At 61.1% G+C, this 17,314-nt stretch carries 13 protein-coding genes; 11 read left to right on the top strand and 2 right to left on the bottom strand.

The window, feature by feature from the left end; genetic code table 11:
* Nucleotides 1–25 precede the first annotated feature (25 nt).
* The 7 genes from M0412_RS20665 to M0412_RS20635 all read left to right on the top strand — a co-directional run bounded on the left by M0412_RS20665 (nt 26) and on the right by M0412_RS20635 (nt 8,668).
* Nucleotides 26–826: a FadR/GntR family transcriptional regulator gene (locus tag M0412_RS20665; RefSeq protein WP_269699992.1), complete on the top strand. Its 801-nt coding sequence runs from the start codon at nt 26–28 to the stop codon at nt 824–826.
* A 77-nt stretch (nt 827–903) separates the two neighbouring features.
* Nucleotides 904–2,412, top strand: coding sequence for an ABC transporter substrate-binding protein (locus tag M0412_RS20660; RefSeq protein WP_269699993.1), 1,509 nt, complete (start codon nt 904–906; stop codon nt 2,410–2,412).
* Nucleotides 2,413–2,479: 67 nt separating this feature from the next.
* Nucleotides 2,480–3,427 (top strand): ABC transporter permease, encoded by a 948-nt coding sequence (locus M0412_RS20655; protein ID WP_006311351.1) that lies wholly within the window; start codon nt 2,480–2,482, stop codon nt 3,425–3,427.
* Nucleotides 3,428–3,437: 10 nt separating this feature from the next.
* Nucleotides 3,438–4,310, top strand: coding sequence for an ABC transporter permease (locus M0412_RS20650; protein WP_003505690.1), 873 nt, complete (start codon nt 3,438–3,440; stop codon nt 4,308–4,310).
* Between the two features lie 20 nt (nt 4,311–4,330).
* Nucleotides 4,331–6,115 carry a gamma-glutamyltransferase family protein gene (locus M0412_RS20645; RefSeq protein ID WP_269699997.1) on the top strand — a complete coding sequence of 595 codons (1,785 nt, stop codon included), beginning with the start codon at nt 4,331–4,333 and terminating at the stop codon, nt 6,113–6,115.
* A 4-nt stretch (nt 6,116–6,119) separates the two neighbouring features.
* Complete coding sequence (locus M0412_RS20640) at nt 6,120–7,931, top strand: ABC transporter ATP-binding protein (RefSeq protein ID WP_269699998.1); 1,812 nt, start codon at nt 6,120–6,122, stop codon at nt 7,929–7,931.
* A 92-nt stretch (nt 7,932–8,023) separates the two neighbouring features.
* A complete protein-coding gene (locus M0412_RS20635) occupies nt 8,024–8,668 on the top strand; it encodes an ankyrin repeat domain-containing protein (RefSeq protein WP_346348735.1) in 645 nt (214 codons plus the stop codon).
* Nucleotides 8,669–8,698: 30 nt separating this feature from the next.
* Here the strand turns inward: M0412_RS20635 and M0412_RS20630 are convergent, their stop codons facing one another.
* Nucleotides 8,699–10,816, bottom strand: a complete 2,118-nt coding sequence (locus tag M0412_RS20630) for a PAS domain-containing sensor histidine kinase (RefSeq protein WP_269700000.1) — start codon at nt 10,814–10,816, stop codon at nt 8,699–8,701.
* Nucleotides 10,813–11,559 (bottom strand): response regulator transcription factor, encoded by a 747-nt coding sequence (locus M0412_RS20625; RefSeq protein ID WP_046801265.1) that lies wholly within the window; start codon nt 11,557–11,559, stop codon nt 10,813–10,815. The genes M0412_RS20630 and M0412_RS20625 overlap by 4 nt, the downstream gene beginning before the upstream one ends.
* Before the next feature lie 240 nt (nt 11,560–11,799).
* On the opposite strand from M0412_RS20625, the gene M0412_RS20620 reads away from it, so the two are divergent.
* The 4 genes from M0412_RS20620 to M0412_RS20605 all read left to right on the top strand — a co-directional run bounded on the left by M0412_RS20620 (nt 11,800) and on the right by M0412_RS20605 (nt 17,313).
* Complete coding sequence (locus tag M0412_RS20620; RefSeq protein ID WP_142858067.1) at nt 11,800–12,798, top strand: ABC transporter substrate-binding protein; 999 nt, start codon at nt 11,800–11,802, stop codon at nt 12,796–12,798.
* 114 nt (nt 12,799–12,912) lie between these two features.
* Nucleotides 12,913–13,938: an ABC transporter substrate-binding protein gene (locus tag M0412_RS20615; protein WP_046801267.1), complete on the top strand. Its 1,026-nt coding sequence runs from the start codon at nt 12,913–12,915 to the stop codon at nt 13,936–13,938.
* An 85-nt stretch (nt 13,939–14,023) separates the two neighbouring features.
* Entirely contained in the window at nt 14,024–16,255 is a 2,232-nt protein-coding gene (locus tag M0412_RS20610; RefSeq protein WP_174033661.1) for an iron ABC transporter permease, read from the top strand.
* Nucleotides 16,252–17,313 carry an ABC transporter ATP-binding protein gene (locus M0412_RS20605; RefSeq protein ID WP_065116804.1) on the top strand — a complete coding sequence of 354 codons (1,062 nt, stop codon included), beginning with the start codon at nt 16,252–16,254 and terminating at the stop codon, nt 17,311–17,313. Before M0412_RS20610 ends, M0412_RS20605 begins: the two co-directional genes overlap by 4 nt.
* Nucleotide 17,314 lies beyond the last annotated feature (1 nt).

Below are 17,314 nucleotides of genomic sequence, written 5' to 3'. Positions count from 1 at the left end.
GACGTCGGCAAAAATTTCTCACCAAATGAACCAATATCGGATTGGTTCAGACAAATGGTGCGGCGTGGCAGCAGGCCCTAACGACAATTCCAACTACGCCTTGGCGCGGTTGCGTGACTATATTCAGGCGAATCATCTCGCGAGGGATGGGCGTCTGCCGACGGAACGGGCCTTTGCGGAGACTTTTAACGTCGGCCGCCGTTCGATCCGCCGGGCGCTGGAGGTTCTGGAAGCCGAGGGCCTGATCTGGCGGCGGCAGGGGGCCGGAACCTTTGTGGGTGAAAAACCGGATGATTGGTCCGCCCAGGTCACGGAACTGGTCGCCGGAACGGATTTCATGGAAATCATGGAAGTGCGCCTGCGCATAGAACCACAGCTGGCGCAGCTTGCGGCCATGCGCGCCAAACCGGCCGAGGTGGAGCGCATGCGCGCGCTTGTTCAAAAGACCGGCCAGAGCACGGATGCCGACGCCAAGGAATTATGGGATGGCTCGCTCCATCGCCAGATCGCCCAGAGCGCCGGCAACAAGCTTTTCCTGTCGATCTTCGATGTCGTCAACCGCATTCGCCAGGACGATGCATGGCAGTCGATCCGCGAGCTTGCCCGGCGCAGCGGCACTAATGGCAGGGCGTCTTTCGAACAGCATATGGCCATTGTCGAAGCCATTGCCGACCGTGATCCAGCGCGCGCCGGTGAAGCCATGCGCCAGCATCTTCTCATGCATCAGGAAAGGCTGATCCGCGCCACCTCGCTCGGCTTTCTGGAGGAAAACACCGGGGAGGGCAATGCGGCCGAGGCCGATAATTCGCTGACCGAGGCCTCCTGAGGCCACGGATGAAAACTGTCGTCCCGCAAGGGCGGCCAATGACAAAAAGTCAAAATAACCAGACCAGAGGAACGAACATGAAAAAGACCCAGACTTTGACTGCGGCGCTGCTCGCCAGCGCATTGCTCGCCGCACCGGCGCTATCGTCCGAATTGCGCATCGGCCTCAATGACGATGCCGATGTGCTCGACCCTGCGCAATCGCGCACCTTCGTTGGCCGCATCGTCTACACCGCCATGTGCGACAAGCTGGTGGATATCTCGCAGGACATGAAGATCGTGCCCCAGCTTGCCACCGAATGGGCCTGGTCCGAAGGCGGCAAGGTGCTGACCATGAAAATCCGCGATGGCGTCAAGTTCCACAATGGCGAGACGCTTGATGCGGCTGCCGTGGTCGCGACCATCGAGCGCAATATGACGCTGCCGGAATCGCGCCGCAAAAGCGAGCTCTCCTCGGTCGAAAAGGTTGAGGCGACGGGACCGCTGGAGGTGAAATTCACGCTGAAGACGCCCGACGTTACCCTGCTGGCACAGCTTTCCGACCGCGCCGGCATGATCGTTGAACCCAAGGCGGCCAAGGAACTGGGCGCGAATTTTGGTTCGAAACCGGTTTGTGCCGGGCCGTTCAAATTTGTCGAGCGTATCCAGCAGGACCGTATCGTGCTCGAGAAATTCGCTGACTATTGGGACAAGGACAAGGTCCTCGTCGACAAGGTCGTCTATCTGCCGATCCCCGATACAACCGTGAAGCTTGCAAACCTTCGCGCCGGCGACCTCGATATTGCCGAACGTATTTCGGCATCCGATGCGGAATCCGTCAGGAACGATTCCAAGCTGACCTATGCCGATATAATCGGGCCGGGTTACATGGCCATGTATGTCAACATGAACAATGGCGCGCGTGCGGATAATCCACTCGGCAAGGACAAGCGACTGCGGCAGGCGTTCTCCTATGCCATCGACCGCGAGGCGATCGGCCAGATCGTCTTTGAAGGCACCTCCAAGGGTGGCAATCAGGCCTTCCCGCCCACAAGCCCCTGGTTTAACCAGAGCCTGCCAGTGCCGCCGCGCGATATCGACAAGGCCAAGCAGCTGATGAAGGAGGCGGGTTACGAGAAGCTCGACGTCGAGCTGCAGCACGCCAACAACACCACGCAGACACAGATGATGCAGGTCATCCAGTCCATGGTGGCCGAGGCCGGTTTCAACGTCACTCTGAAGGCGACGGAATTTGCGACGCTGCTGTCCGAACAGACCGCCGGCAATTACCAGCTCAGCCGTTCCGACTGGTCGGGGCGTATCGATCCGGATGGCAACCTGCACCAGTTCGTCACCTGCAAGGGCGGCATCAACGATGTGAAATACTGCAATCCTGAAGTCGACAAGCTGCTGAACGAGGCCCGCGCCTCGACCGAAGATGCGGTGCGCAAGGAAAAATACGATGCCGCAAGCGTCATCCTCAACGATGACATGCCGATCATCTATCTCGGCCACCAGCCCTATGCCTATGCCATTTCCAACAAGGTCAAGGGCTGGGCGCCGTCGCCCGATGGCATGATCCGCCTTCTCGGCGTTTCCAAGGACTGACAGCTTTGAACAGGTCGCACGGCTTGCCGTGCGGCCCCCAGCACCGGACTCAAACGGGGGCAATGCCATGCCTGTTTACATCGGCAAGCGACTGCTGGTCGCGATCCCGACGCTTCTGATCATTTCCATCTTCGTTTTCTCGCTGCAGAAACTCCTGCCGGGCGATCCGGTTCTTGCCATGGCGGGTGAGGAACGCGATCCCGCGACGATTGAATTCCTGCGGGAAAAATATCGCCTCAATGACCCCGTTCCACTGCAATATCTCAACTGGCTGGGCGGCGTGGTGACGGGTGATTTCGGCATTTCGCTACGCACCAACCAGCCGGTGCTGGAACTGATCGGCCAGAAGCTGCCGGTCACCATTCAGCTGGCTGTCATGGCGATGTTCTTTGCCATGGTCATCGGCATTCCCATCGGCATTCTCGCTGCCGTCAAGAAGAATACGTGGATCGACTACACGGCCAATATCGTGGCGCTTTCCGGCCTGTCCATCCCGAATTTCTGGCTCGGCATCATGCTGATCCTGCTGGTGTCGGTGAAGCTCGGCTGGCTGCCGGCATCCGGTTATGAATCGATCTTCGTCGACCCTGTTCGTTCCATCGAAACCATGATCATGCCGGCCTTCGTGCTGGGCAACGCGCTTGCGGCAACGCTGATGCGTCATACCCGTTCGGCGATGGTGGCGGTCTTGAGTTCCGATTATATCCGCACCGCCCGGGCCAAGGGGCTTTCGCCGCGCGAGATCATCCTGTCGCACAGTTTCCGCAACGCGCTGCTGCCGGTCATCACGCTGCTGGCGCTGCTCTTCGGCGAGTTGCTGGCCGGCGCGGTCCTGACGGAGCAGATTTTCACCATTCCCGGCTTCGGCAAGATGACGGTCGATGCGGTGTTCACCCGCGATTATGCCGTCGTACAGGGCATCGTGCTCTGCACCGCCGTCGGCTTCATTCTCATGAACCTTCTGGCCGACATTGCCTATGTCCTGCTCAACCCCCGCCTCAGGGCGACCATCTGAGGCTGATATCATGACCGTTCTCGATCAAAACCTATCCGTACCGGCGACACGGCAGGAAAGCCGCGCCTGGAAAAAAATGAAGCGCAACAAGTCAGCGCTTGTTGGCATGATCATTGTGCTGTTCTTCGCCGTGCTTGCCATTGCCGCGCCGATCCTGCCGATTGCCGACCCGGTTGCGACGAGCTGGTCGGCCATTCGAAAGGCGCCATCGGCAGCCCACTGGCTCGGCACCGACGATCTCGGCCGCGACATTCTCTCGCGCATGATCTATGGCGCCCGCGCCTCGCTGATGGCAGGTGTCGTCTCGGTGATGATCGCAGTGGTCATCGGCGTGCCCTTCGGCCTGATTTCGGGCTATTTCGGCGGCTGGGTGGATATGGTCATCTCGCGCATCACCGAAGCGCTGCTCGCCATGCCGTTCCTGATCATGGCAATCGCGCTTGCCGCCTTCCTCGGCCCGAGCCTCACCAATGCGATGATCGCCATCGGCCTTTCCGCCATGCCGATTTTCGTGCGGCTGACGCGCGGGCAGGTGTTGGCGGTCAAGATGGAGGATTATGTCGAAGGCGCGAGGTCCATCGGCCTCAACCACATCGACATCATGACCCGCTACATCCTGCCGAATGTCTTTGCCCCCATCATCGTGCAGGCGACACTGACGGTGGCGACCGCCATCATCGCGGAGGCGAGCCTTTCCTTCCTCGGTCTCGGCCAGCAGGCGCCGGCGCCGTCCTGGGGTTCGATGCTGAACACCGCGAAGAATTTCCTCAGCCAGGCGCCGTGGATGACGATGTGGCCCGGCATCGCCATCTTCCTCGTCGTTATCGGTTTCAATCTTCTGGGTGATGGCCTGCGTGATGCGCTCGATCCGCGCGAAGCATGATTTTTACAAGGAATATCGGAATGACTGAATTCACAACACGCCCTGAAATCCTTGGCACCTTCGGCGTCGTCACCTCAACGCACTGGATCGCCTCGGCCGTTGGCATGGCCATTCTCGAAAAGGGCGGCAATGCTTTCGACGCCGCCGTCGCCACCGGCTTTGTGCTGCAGATCGTCGAGCCGCATCTCTGCGGTCCGGGCGGGGATATGCCGGCCGTGTTTTATTCAAAGCAGAAGGACAAGGTTGAAGTCATCTGCGCACAGGGTCCGGCCCCGAGCGGTGCGACGATCGAACATTACACTTCGGAAGGGCTGAAACTGATCCCCGGCGACGGGCTGCTGGCCACCGTCATCCCCGGTGCCTTCGACGGCTGGATGCTGATGCTGCGCGATTATGGCACGATGAGCGTGCGCGACGTGCTGGAACCCGCCATCTATTATGCCGAGCAGGGGCATCCAACGCTGCCGCGTGTCTCCGCCACCATCAAGGGGCTGGCCGATTTCTTCGAGAAGGAATGGCCGACATCCCATGAGACATGGCTGCCGGGTGGTGCCGCACCCGAGCCTCACGCCAATTTCCGTAATCCGGTTCTGGCTGCGACCTATCAGCGGATTATCACCGAAGCCGAAGCGCGTACCGGCCGCGAAAACCAGATCGAGGCGGCGCGCGATGCCTTCTACCGGGGTTTCGTTGCGGAAGCTATCAACAGTTACGTAAAGACGGCGGAAGTCATGGATGCCAGCGGCGCACGGCACAAGGGTGTGCTGACGGCGCAGGATATGGCCGGGTGGAGCGCGACCGTCGAAGCGCCGCAGACGCTTGATTATCACGACTGGACGATTGCCAAGACGCCCGCCTGGGGACAGGGTCCGGTTCTGCTGCAATCACTTGCGCTTCTGAAGGGCTTTGACATTGCGGCCATGGACCCGTCCGGGCCTGATTTCATCCACACCATCGTTGAGGCCATGAAGCTCGCCTTTGCCGACCGTGAGGTCTATTACGGCGACCCGGAATTCGGTCAGATACCAACGGAATATCTTCTCTCTGACGGGTATAATGCCGGACGCCGGGCGCTGATCGGCCGCGAGGCCTCGCTGGCGCTGCGCCCCGGCATCGTGCCCGGATACGAAAATCAGGTGGACGCCACCATGGCCATGCTGGCCGAGATGAGCGGCAAGGGCACCGTCTACGAGCCGACCATGTCGCATTTGACGGAGAAGCGCGGTGACACTGTGCATATCGACGTCATCGACCGCTGGGGCAACATGGTGTCCACCACGCCATCGGGCGGCTGGCTGCAATCGTCGCCGGTCGTGCCGGGCCTCGGTTTCGCACTCAATTCCCGCGCCCAGATGTTCTGGCTGAAGGAAGGCCTGCCGACCTCGCTTGCGCCGGGCAAACGCCCGCGCACCACGCTGACGCCGTCGCTTGCGTTGCATCAGGGGCGGCCCTCGATGGTCTTCGGCACACCGGGGGGCGATCAGCAGGACCAGTGGCAGTTGCCTTTCTTCCTGCGTTACGCGCATCACGGCAAGAACCTGCAGGCGGCCATCGACATGCCTTTGTTCCACACCTCGCATTTTCCGGGCTCGTTTTATCCGCGTACCAGCTCGCCGGGTGAAATCATGGTGGAAAGCACAGCGGGTGAGGCGACGCTCGATGAGCTTCGCCGTCGCGGCCACCGGGTCACGGTTGCCGATGCCTGGTCGGTCGGGCGATTGACAGCAGCAAGGCGGGATGTGGACGGCCTGCTGCGCGCCGCCGCGACACCGCGGCTGATGCAGGCCTATGCGGTGGGGCGGTGAGACCATGGAAACAAAACCCGTCCTCTCCGTCCGTAACCTGACCACGTCCTTTCTCGTTGATGACGAATGGAAAAGCGTCGTGCGCAACGTCTCCTTCGATGTTGCGCCCGGTGAAACCGTTGCGATTGTCGGCGAATCCGGTTCCGGCAAGTCCGTCACTTCCCTGTCGCTCATGCGTCTGCTTGCGACTTCCTCCAGCCGGATCGAAGGCGAAGTGCTGCTCAATGGGCGCAATCTGCTGGCGCTTTCCGAAAAGGAGATGCGCGGCGTGCGCGGCAACGATATTTCGATGATCTTTCAGGAGCCGATGACCTCGCTTAATCCGATCTTCACCATCGGCCGCCAGATTTCCGAAGTCCTCATCAGGCACAAGGGGCTTTCGAAACAGGAGGCGCGGGCGGAGACGGTGCGGCTTCTGGAAAAGGTGCGTATTCCCAATGCGGCCAGCCGTTTTGACGAATATCCGCACCAGTTTTCCGGTGGCATGCGCCAGCGGGTGATGATTGCCATGGCGCTCGCCTCGCGGCCGAAGCTGCTGATCGCCGATGAGCCGACGACGGCGCTCGACGTCACCATTCAGGGCCAGATCCTCGATCTCATCAAGCTGCTGCAGGAAGAGGAGGGCATGTCGGTTCTCTTCATTACCCACGACATGGGTGTGGTGGCCGAAATCGCCGACCGGACGATCGTCATGTATCGTGGCGACGAGGTCGAGACCGGCCCGACCGAGGAGATATTCAAACGCGGCAAGCACCCCTATACGCGGGCGCTGCTTTCGGCGGTGCCGAAGCTCGGCTCGATGCGCGACCGGCAATGGCCGACGCGTTTTCCGGTGCTCGACATGAAAACCGGTCTTTCAACCGAGCCTCAGGAGGTGGCCGAGACCGTGGCGAGTGGGCAGACGCCGGTCCTGTCGGTCAAGAACCTTGTAACGCGTTTCCCCATCCGCTCCGGCCTGCTGGCGCGGCAGACGGGTGCGGTTCATGCCGTCGAAAACGTCTCCTTCGATCTGTTCCAAGGCGAGACGCTGGCGCTGGTCGGTGAATCCGGCTGCGGAAAGTCCACCACCGGCCGCTCGATCATGCGCCTCGTGGAGCCGTCGTCCGGCGATGTATCGCTCGATGGCTACGATGTGATGCGGCTTGATACCACCGGCCTGCGCAACATGCGCAAATCCGTCCAGATGATCTTTCAGGATCCATTTTCCTCGCTCAACCCGCGCATGACGGTGGGCACGGCGATTTCCGAACCGTTCATCAAGCACAGGCTAGGAACCACGAAACAGGCGAAGGAAAAAACCGCCGATCTCCTGGAAAAGGTTGGCCTGTCGGCCGATATGGCCGGCCGCTACCCGCATGAATTTTCCGGCGGCCAGCGCCAGCGCATCGCCATTGCCCGGGCGCTTGCGCTTGATCCCAAGGTCATTGTTGCGGATGAAAGCGTCTCGGCGCTCGATGTCTCGATCAAGGCGCAGGTCTGCAACCTGTTGCTCGACCTGCAGCAGAGCCTCAACCTCGCCTTCCTGTTCATCAGCCATGACATGGCGGTGGTGGAACGCGTCAGTCACCGCGTGGCGGTGATGTATCTCGGCGAGATCGTCGAAATCGGTCCGCGTGCCGCCGTTTTCGACAATCCGCAACATGCCTATACGAAAAAGCTGATGGCGGCGGTGCCGGTGCCCGATCCGGCGCGGCGCGGTATAAGACGCAGCGTTTCCAATGACGAGTTGAAAAGCCCGATACGGGCAATGGGTTATGAAACGCCGGAGCGGACTTACAGGACCGTTTCACCCGGCCATTTCGTGCAGGTGGCCTGAGGCGGCAAAAAGCGGGTCTTGAAGCGAATGCGGGTCGTCTGGAATAATGGTGCTGCCCGCACTACCGGTGCCGGCATTCTTTCGAGGTGGTGATGCGACGACTGGTTTTATGTGGAGTGCTGATGATGACCCTTGGCGCAAATGCTCAGGCTGCCGTTCTGGAAGCGGTAACGGCGAAGGATCACGCGCGGCTTGAACAACTGCTGAAAAACAGTGGCGCCACCGAAGAGCGGAACGCGCAGGGCCAGACGCCGCTGCTGGTGGCGGTTTGGCAGAACGACGTGCCGGCGGCACGCCTGCTTCTCGAGGCCGGTGCCGATGTCGATGCCCGCGACAATATCGAGGACAGCCCGTTTCTGGTGGCGGGGGCGCAGGGCAGGATAGAAATCCTGCAAATGATCCTCAAAAACGGTGCTGATCTTAAAAGTACCAACCGCTTTGGCGGTACGGCGCTCATCCCGGCTGCCGAAAAGGGACATCCGGAAGCCGTAGATATGCTGCTGGCAGCGGGTGTGGATGTCGATCACGTCAACCGGCTCGGCTGGACGGCCCTGCTTGAAGTCACAATCCTGAGAGATGGCGGCGCGGTATCGCAGCGGATCGTCCGGTCGCTTCTTGCCGGTGGCGCTGACGTTGCGGTGAAGGATTTTGATGGAAGGACGGCGCTTGCCCATGCCCGCGAAAGAGGGCTGACGGAAATCGTTGCACTGCTGGAGGCCGCCGGCGCGAAGGATTGACCGGCCGCCTGGCCGGGCGCGGAAGCCGCTTCAGGCCGACCTTTGCGCCAGCCCGGTGCCTGCCGGAAATGTCAGCTGCACCTTCGCCCCTTCACCCGGCTTGGAACTGATATGAGCCTCGCCGCCGCTCTGGCGCACGAAGCCATAGACCATGGCAAGGCCAAGGCCCGCGCCGCCATGGTCCCCGCGGGTGGTGAAATAGGGCTCGAACGCCTTGTCCACCGCCTCTGGCGTCATGCCGATGCCTTCGTCGGTGACTGATATCACCAGTGCATCCTTTTCGCAGGCCGCCTCGATCGAGATCAGACCGCCATCAGGCATGGCAGCCGCCGCATTGAGGCAGAGATTGAGGATGGATTGCTCGAAGAGTGCCGGGTCGAGCGGGATTGTGGGAAGACCGTCATCGAGATCAAGCGCGATCCGGCATTTGGGGCCGACCGCGATCTCGAGAATATCGGCCATGCCGCGCAGCAGGTTGGCGACATTGATTGAGCTTGGATGGATCGGCTGCTGGCTGCCGATGGTCAACATGCTGCTGGCGAGAGACCGGCCGCGATCCGCTGCCTTGCGGATGCGGGCGATGTGGCGGTTCTGGCGGTCGTTGAAACCCGCCTCGCGCTCCAGCAGGCCAAGGCTGCCGGTGATGATGCCGATCATGTTGCCCACCTCATGGCTCAACTGATGGGTCATGCGCATGATGCCGTCCAGACGCTGGGCCTTTACGGCTTCCGCCTCCTGCCGGTCGAGTGCTGTGACATCGCGGGCAAGCAACACGATGCCGCCATCCGGCTGGCGCGACATCGATACTTCGATCACCCGCTCATCCGTGGTGCGGTGGCGCACGACGGCGCGCTCCATCAATTCGCCCTTTTCGCTCTCGAAGGGCAGCAGCATGGGATCGATTTCCGGGACCGGCTCGACAAACCGACGGATCGGCAGTTTTCGCGACGAGCCGGAGCGCCCAACCAGTTCGATGATGCGGCGGTTCATGGTGATCGGCCGGCCGGTTGCATCAAACAGCGCTATGCCCTCATTCATGTTGCGGAAGGTGGAGCGGATTGTGCGGGCCGCCGCTTCCGCCGTGCGCCTGAGGCGCGAGACGCGGTCGACGCTGTCATGAAAGGCGCGGAATGCATCGAGCAGGCGGATCAGCTCCGTTTCCGAGCCGCTATAGGAGGGCGGGCCGACATCCTTTTCGCCTTTGGCAAGCGCATTCATGCCGTTGGAGAGCGCCGCGATCCCGCGTGACACCCGCATCACCGAGCGGATGGAGAGGATCGCCACCACCAGAACCAGAAGGGAGGCGACGGCCACGATGACCAGCAGGCGACTGAGCGCATCGGAGGTGGAGATCAGGTCTTCGTTCAGGCTGCGGGCAACCGCATCGCCCTGGGTTTCCGTGACATGGGAAAGATCGCGCGACACGGTGTGAAGCCGCGATACCGAGGCGCGGATGGCGAACATTTCGAGGAGATAACGGCTCTGGGCTGCAAAGACCCGTTCATAGGGCTGCATTTCGGCCAAAGGCAGCCGCTCGCCGGGGTAACCCTGCTGGCGGGCCGTGGTTTCTGCGACATAACGGCGGCGCAGTTCGCCCAGCTGGAAAAGACTGTCGGATGCGGATGCGGCCTGCACGATGCCGTTCATGCGCCGGCGCAGCTCCGGGTCGAGGATGCCCTGACCGGTGGCGATTTCGCCCAGTGCCGCCGCCGCTTCCGCCTTGTGCGCCTGCGCGGCATCGGCATCCTTCGCAAGATCGAGCGTCTGTTCCCGGATGATCTGGAGCAGTTCGACGATGCGTTCGCTGGCAAAGCCGCGGGTGATCCGCTCACCGCTGTCCGGCCCGGTCATTTCCAGCAGCATGTCGACCTGCTGGACGACGGAGCGGCTTTCGCTGGAAACGCGATAGGGCGAGGCGGCATTCATCAGGAAAGGTGCACTGGAGACGAGATCGGAGACCTGCCGCGAGACCAGCGATGCCTTGGCGAGACTGGAAAAGGCCTGCAAGCCATAGGCCGCCATCTCATCGCGGGCGCGCTGCAGGCCATAGATGGCGATGGCCGACAGGCTGAAGACGAGGACGCAGGTAAAGACGATCGCAAAGGGTAGCCGAAAGGCAATCGAGGAAAGGAAGGAACGGCTGATCACGGGGAAAGCTCGCCCTCATCGGTGTGGAGCACATATCCCTTGCCGCGCCGGGTCTTGATATGGCGCGGCAGATCGGGGTTTATCTCGATCTTGCGCCTGAGCCGCAGCACCAGCACATCGACATTGCGGTCGATATAGCGGTCGCTTTCCGAACCCAGCCGGTCGAGGATCTGCGAGCGGCTGACGGGCTGGTTGGGCGTTTCGGCGAGAATTTCCAGCAGCGCGAATTCGGCGCTGGTCAGCGTGCGGCTGCGATCCGCGAGGCAGACGGCCCGGCGGGCATCGAGATCGATCGCCCAGTCACCGAGGCGAAGCGCCGTGCGGCCATGATCACGCTCGCTGTCCTTCTCCTGTTTCAGCGAGGGGATCGTCCGGCGCAACACGGCCTTGATCCGCGCCGTCAGTTCGATGGGTTCGAAGGGTTTGACGACATAATCGTCGGCGGCGGTTTCCAGACCGAGAACCCGGTCGGCGGCGCTGCCGGCGGCCGTGACCATGACGATGCCGATATCACTATCGACCTTGCCGCGCAGCCGCTGGGCGAAGGTGCGGCCGGATGTGCCGGGCAGGTTATGGTCAACGAGCACCAGCTGCATCCGGTCCCGCGCCAGTATCTCGTCCGCTTCCTCGGCGGAGCGGGCGCAGGTGGGCAGCCAGCCCTCGGCCTCGACGAGGTCCGAGATAAGCTCGGCCATATCAGGATCGTCCTCGACGATCAGAATGCGAACCTTCTGATTAAGCACTGCATCTTCCTCCCGCCGTCATCATAGGCGCGGCTGCGGCGATCTTCAAAGGCTCGCTGGTTATCTCGCCTGTCATAATTGTAATATCTGTAATCTTGTTCGGCGGTGCGGTGAAAGATTGGTAACCATTCTTCGATTGCGGTACGGGCCGAATGTGACATGCTGTTGGTGGAGACTGGAACGGGGAGGTTCCAGGCAGGGAGGCTTTAAGTGAAACGATTGACCGCACTTGCGGCGAGCATGGCTTTATGGCTGTGCGGCGCAGGGCATGGCATGGCCGAGCCGAAGTTGAACGTCCTGTGCGGCGTCGACGAGGCCTGGTGCGTGGCCATGCAGCGGGCTTTCGAGGCAAAAAGCGGCCTTGAGATTTCGATGGTTCGCAGGAGCACAGGCGAAATTCTCGACCAGATTCGTGCCGAACGCTCCCACCCGACAGTCGACGTCTGGTGGGGCGGCACCGGTGATACCCATCTGCAGGCCGGCTCGGAAGGGCTGCTGGACGAATATCAGCCGCTGCATCCGCAGGATCTCTTGCCCTGGGCGCAGAATTTTTATGCGATGTCTGGATCAAGGTCCGCCGGCATTTATGCCGGGGCGCTGGGCTTTGCCTATAATTCTGAACTGCTCGCCAGAAACAATCTGCCGGCTCCCACCTGCTGGAAGGATCTGGCCAAGGATATTTATCGCGGCCATATCCTGACCGGCAATCCGAACTATTCCGGCACCGCCTTCACCATGCTCGCCACGCTGGTCCAGCTGTTTGGCGAGGAGGAGGCCTTCGGTTTCATGACGAAACTGAACCAGAATGTCGTGGGTTATACCAAGGTGGGTGCAGCGCCCGTCAAGGCGGCGGCGCGGGGCGAGGTGCTGATCGGGATTTCCTTCATGCATGACGCGGTGACCCAGAAGATCGAAGGATTTCCGCTTGTTATCGTCGCCCCCTGTGAAGGCACCGGTTACGAGATCGGCGCGGTCAGCATCGTCAAGGGCAACCGCAATACGGCCCTTGCGCAGGATTTCGTTGAATTTGCGTTGAGCCCGGAAGGGCAGGCGACCGGGGCCGCAGCCGGCCAGAACCAGGTGCCTTCCAATGCCCGGGCGACATTGCCGCTGACCGCACCCGATATATCGATGATCAAGATGGTGGATTACGATTTTGCCACTTTTGGCCAACCTGAAGAGCGAAGTCGGTTATTGAGCCGCTTCGACAGTGAAATCCACCCGAGCCAGACCCAGTAAGGGCCAGAAAACCGACATCCCAAAAGACAGCGTGCGCGCCGCAGGGCGCCGCGACCGGCAGCGCCATGTCCGCGCGTGCCCAGGAATTCAGACGCAAGCTACAGGAGGATAACCATGCGACTGACGATACTTTCCACCCTGCTTTTTGCCGGCACGGCACTGAGCGCCGTTTCCGCGCAGGCGGCGGGCGAACTGAACCTCATCTGCTCGGCCGATGTCGTGATCTGCGAACAGATGAAGGGCGATTTTGAAAAGTCGCACGACATCAAGGTCAATATGGTGCGCCTGTCTTCTGGCGAAACCTATGCCAAGGTGCGCGCGGAAGCCCGTAATCCGAAGACCGATATCTGGTGGGCCGGCACCGGCGATCCGCATATGCAGGCGGCCTCGGAAAACCTGACGCTGGAATACAAGTCGCCGATGCTCGACCAGTTGCAGGACTGGGCCGTGAAACAGGCTGAAAGCACCGGTTACAGGACTGTCGGCGTTTATGCCGGTGCGCTGGGCTGGGGCTACAATACGGAAATCTTCAAGTCGAAGGGTTACAAGGAGCCGAAGTGCTGGGCCGACCTGCTGGCGCCGGAACTGAAGGGCGAAATCCAGATCGCCAATCCGAACTCTTCCGGCACCGCCTATACCGCGCTTGCCTCGCTCGCACAGATCATGGGCGAAGATCAGGCGATCGACTATCTGAAGAAGCTCAACGTCAACATCTCGCAATATACCAAGTCGGGTTCCGCACCGGTCAAGGCGGCGGCGCGTGGCGAGACGGCGCTCGGCATCGTCTTCATGCATGATGCGGTGGCTCAGACGGCGGAAGGCTTCCCCGTCAAGTCGATCGCGCCCTGCGAAGGCACGGGTTACGAGATCGGCTCCATGTCGATCATCAAGGGCGCACGCAACCTCGACAATGCCAAGACCTGGTACGACTGGGCGCTGAAGCCGGAAGTGCAGTCGCGCATGAAGGACGCCAAGTCCTTCCAGCTTCCCTCCAACAAGACGGCGGAAGTGCCGAAGGAAGCACCGAAGTTCGAGGACATCAAGCTCATCGACTACGACTTCAAGACCTATGGCGACCCGGCCAAGCGCAAGGCGCTTCTGGAGCGCTGGGACCGTGAGGTTGGTGCGGTCGCCAACTGATCTTAACTCCGGCGACAGGCATCCCGGCTTTTAAAGCCGGGATGTCCGCCACTCTTTCATCGGCATGAAATAAGCGAGGTCGGCCATGACACGTGGCAATCGCAGGCTGGACATCGTCCTGGCGCTCGGGGCTTTTGCCCTCATTCTTCTCCCCTGGTATCGCATCGAAGGCGGCTTTTTCAGCTTCCGCTGGCTGTCCGGATTTTTCTCCACCGCCAGCAATGCGCCAGGCGTGCTGCAGATACTGTCCTATGGAAAACCATGGCTTGTCGGCATCGTTCTTTTCTTCCTCGCCGCATGCCTTGTCCGGCCGATGCGCGATCCGATGCGCCGGGGCGGGTTGCTTGCCTTTATCGGTGCTGCCGGTCTGGTTTTCCTTGCCTTGCAGGGGCTGGCGATCGGCTTTACCGGCTGGACCTGGACGGTGAGTGAAAACCTCTTCGGCATGCTTGCTGATGGTCAGGCGTCGATGGGGGCGGGTGCCGTCGTCATGTCGTTCGTCTTCGTGCTTCTTTTTGCCTTCGGACTTGCCGAACGTGGCGTTATGAAAGGCGACGCCTTTGTCGTCGGCGCCATTTCCGTTCTGGTCTTCCTCGTTGCGGTTTTTGTCTTTTATCCGATCGGCAGCATGTTGATCGCCTCCGTTCAGGATTTCGACGGCTCCTTCAATGCCGATGGCTTTATCCGCAATATCAAGGATCCCGGTATCTGGAGCCTTGGCTGCGTCACGGGTGAAGAGCGTTGCGGCGTTGCCTGGCGCACATTGTTTCTCGCCCTGATGACCGCCTTCGGCTCCACCGTGCTCGGTCTTGGCTTCGCGCTGATCGCCACCCGCACCCGCTTTCCTTTCAAGAAAGGCCTGCGGCTTCTCACCGTTCTGCCGATCATCACGCCGCCTTTTGTCATCGGCCTTGCGCTGACGCTGCTGTTCGGCCGCGCCGGTGTCGTTACCGAATGGCTTTCCTATCTCTTCGGCATCGAGCCGGGTCGCTGGCTTTATGGCATGACCGGTATCTGGATCGCGCAGGTTCTTTCCTTCACGCCCATCTCGTTTCTGGTGCTGATCGGCGTGGTTGAAGGTGTCAGCCCGTCGATGGAAGAAGCCTCGCAGACTTTGCGTGCCGACCGCTGGCGCACCTTCTGGCGAGTGTCGTTGCCGCTGATGAAGCCCGGTCTCGCCAATGCCTTCCTGATCGGCTTCATTGAAAGCATGGCGGATTTCGGCAATCCGCTGGTGCTTGGCGGCACCCATGGCGTGCTGTCGACGGAAATCTTCTTTGCCGTCGTCGGCTCCCAAAATGATCCCTCCCGCGCCGCGGTTCTGGCGATCATCCTCCTGTGCTTCACGCTTTCGGCCTTCCTTGCCCAGCGCTTCTGGCTGGCAGGCAAGAATTTCGCCACGGTGACCGGCAAGGGCGACAGCGGCGCGCATATTGCCCTGCCGCGCGGCCTGTCCATCGGTGTTCACGCCATTGTCGTGCCGTGGATGGTCTTCACCATCGTCGTTTATGGCATGATCCTTGTAGGCGGTTTCGTGAAGACCTGGGGTCTCGATAATTCCCTGACCTTCGATCACTACATCCGCGCCTTTTCCGTCAGCTTCTCGAACGGCTCGATTGCCTGGACGGGCGTTGCCTGGAATTCGTTCTGGACGACGATGGAGATCGCGCTGGTTTCGGCGCCGCTCACCGCTGCCGTTGGCCTGCTGACCGCCTACATCATCGTGCGGCAGAAATTTGCCGGGCGGAACCTCTTCGAATTTGCGCTGATGATGAGCTTTGCCATTCCCGGCACGGTTATTGGCGTCAGCTACATCATGGCCTTCAACCTGCCGCCGGTGGAAATGACCGGTTCGGCACTCATCCTCATCGCCTGCTTCGTCTTCCGCAACATGCCGGTCGGCGTGCGCGGCGGCATCGCGGCGATGAGCCAGCTCGACAAGAGCCTTGACGAGGCCTCGCTGACGCTGCGGGCCAATAGTTTCCGCACCATCCGCAAGGTCATCCTGCCGCTCTTGAGACCCGCGATCACGGCCGCACTGGTCTATTCCTTCGTGCGCGCCATCACCTCCATCAGCGCCGTCATCTTCCTTGTCAGCGCCCAGTACAACATGGCGACGTCCTATATCGTCGGCCTTGTCGAAAACGGCGAATATGGTGTGGCGATCGCCTATTCCTCGATGCTGATCGTGGTGATGATCACCGTCATTACCGGCTTCCAGCTCATCGTTGGTGAGCGACGCTTGCGGCGCGAAAACCGCGTCGCCGGCCTGCCATCCGCTTCCTCCGTTCCTCTTGCCCAGGAGAAAACCGCATGATTTCCGTAAAACCCGGCTCCGTCACCTTTCAGAATGTCCGCAAGACCTTCGGCGCCTTCACCGCCATTCCCGACCTGTCGCTCACCATCGAGCCCGGTACGCTGGTAACCCTGCTTGGCCCCTCCGGTTGCGGCAAGACGACGACGCTGCGCATGCTGGCGGGTCTCGAACATCCGACCTCCGGCCGCATCCTCATCGGTGACAAGGATGTGACCATGCTGCCTGCCAATGAGCGCGATGTCTCGATGGTCTTCCAGTCCTATGCGCTTTTCCCCCACATGACGGCGCTCGATAATGTCGCCTACGGCCTGCAATCCTCGGGATTGCGCAAGGCGGAAGCACGGGAAAAGGCGGAAGAGGGGCTGAAGCTCGTGGGCCTCGCCGGCATGGGCCACCGCCTGCCCGCCGAACTTTCCGGCGGCCAGCAGCAGCGCGTGGCGGTCGCCCGCGCTTTGGTGCTGGAACCGCAGGTGCTGCTGCTGGACGAGCCGCTCTCCAATCTCGATGCTCGCCTTCGCCGCCGGGTGCGTACCGAAATTCGCGAATTGCAGCAGCGGCTCGGTTTTACCGCCGTTTATGTGACGCATGATCAGGATGAGGCGCTGGCGGTTTCCGACCGGATCATCGTGATGAAGGATGGCGAGATCGCCCAGTCGGGTGCACCGCGCGATCTTTACGAGGCCCCGGCCTCCGCCTTCATCGCCGATTTCATGGGCGAGGCGAATGTCGTCGGCTGCGAGGTGATCAGCATTGAGGGGCCAGATGCACTGATTCGCGTCGGCGGTATCGATCATCGCGTTTCGGCGCGCAATGCCCGGCCCGGTCCGGCCAAGCTTGCCGTGCGTCCGGGTTCGATTGCCATCGGCCAGCCGGGCGGGCAAGGGGTTGCCGGCCGGGTGCTGCACAGCGCCTATCTCGGTGGTCATGTCGAATATGAAGTCGAGACCGATATCGGCACGCTCTTCATCGTCGACCATGCGGTCGAGACCAGCCTGCCGCCGCAAAGCGATGTCACCCTCGGATTTAAGAACCGCGGCATTGCGCTGATCCAGTCCTGAC

The organism is Agrobacterium sp. O3.4, from assembly GCF_041414895.1.
GTDB lineage: Bacteria > Pseudomonadota > Alphaproteobacteria > Rhizobiales > Rhizobiaceae > Agrobacterium > Agrobacterium cucumeris.
Note: the sequence above shows the minus strand (reverse complement) of the source record. Positions and strands in the feature narration are given on the sequence as shown.

What these genes read in the sequence shown, in the direction of transcription:
- M0412_RS20610 (WP_174033661.1), top strand. Translation starts at nt 14,024, where the DNA reads ATGACACGTGGCAATCGCAGGCTGGACATCGTCCTGGCGCTCGGGGCT.
- M0412_RS20645 (WP_269699997.1), top strand. Translation starts at nt 4,331, where the DNA reads ATGACTGAATTCACAACACGCCCTGAAATCCTTGGCACCTTCGGCGTC.
- M0412_RS20655 (WP_006311351.1), top strand. Translation starts at nt 2,480, where the DNA reads ATGCCTGTTTACATCGGCAAGCGACTGCTGGTCGCGATCCCGACGCTT.
- M0412_RS20660 (WP_269699993.1), top strand. Translation starts at nt 904, where the DNA reads ATGAAAAAGACCCAGACTTTGACTGCGGCGCTGCTCGCCAGCGCATTG.
- M0412_RS20615 (WP_046801267.1), top strand. Translation starts at nt 12,913, where the DNA reads ATGCGACTGACGATACTTTCCACCCTGCTTTTTGCCGGCACGGCACTG.
- M0412_RS20620 (WP_142858067.1), top strand. Translation starts at nt 11,800, where the DNA reads ATGGCTTTATGGCTGTGCGGCGCAGGGCATGGCATGGCCGAGCCGAAG.
- M0412_RS20650 (WP_003505690.1), top strand. Translation starts at nt 3,438, where the DNA reads ATGACCGTTCTCGATCAAAACCTATCCGTACCGGCGACACGGCAGGAA.
- M0412_RS20665 (WP_269699992.1), top strand. Translation starts at nt 26, where the DNA reads ATGAACCAATATCGGATTGGTTCAGACAAATGGTGCGGCGTGGCAGCA.
- M0412_RS20605 (WP_065116804.1), top strand. Translation starts at nt 16,252, where the DNA reads ATGATTTCCGTAAAACCCGGCTCCGTCACCTTTCAGAATGTCCGCAAG.
- M0412_RS20635 (WP_346348735.1), top strand. Translation starts at nt 8,024, where the DNA reads ATGCGACGACTGGTTTTATGTGGAGTGCTGATGATGACCCTTGGCGCA.
- M0412_RS20640 (WP_269699998.1), top strand. Translation starts at nt 6,120, where the DNA reads ATGGAAACAAAACCCGTCCTCTCCGTCCGTAACCTGACCACGTCCTTT.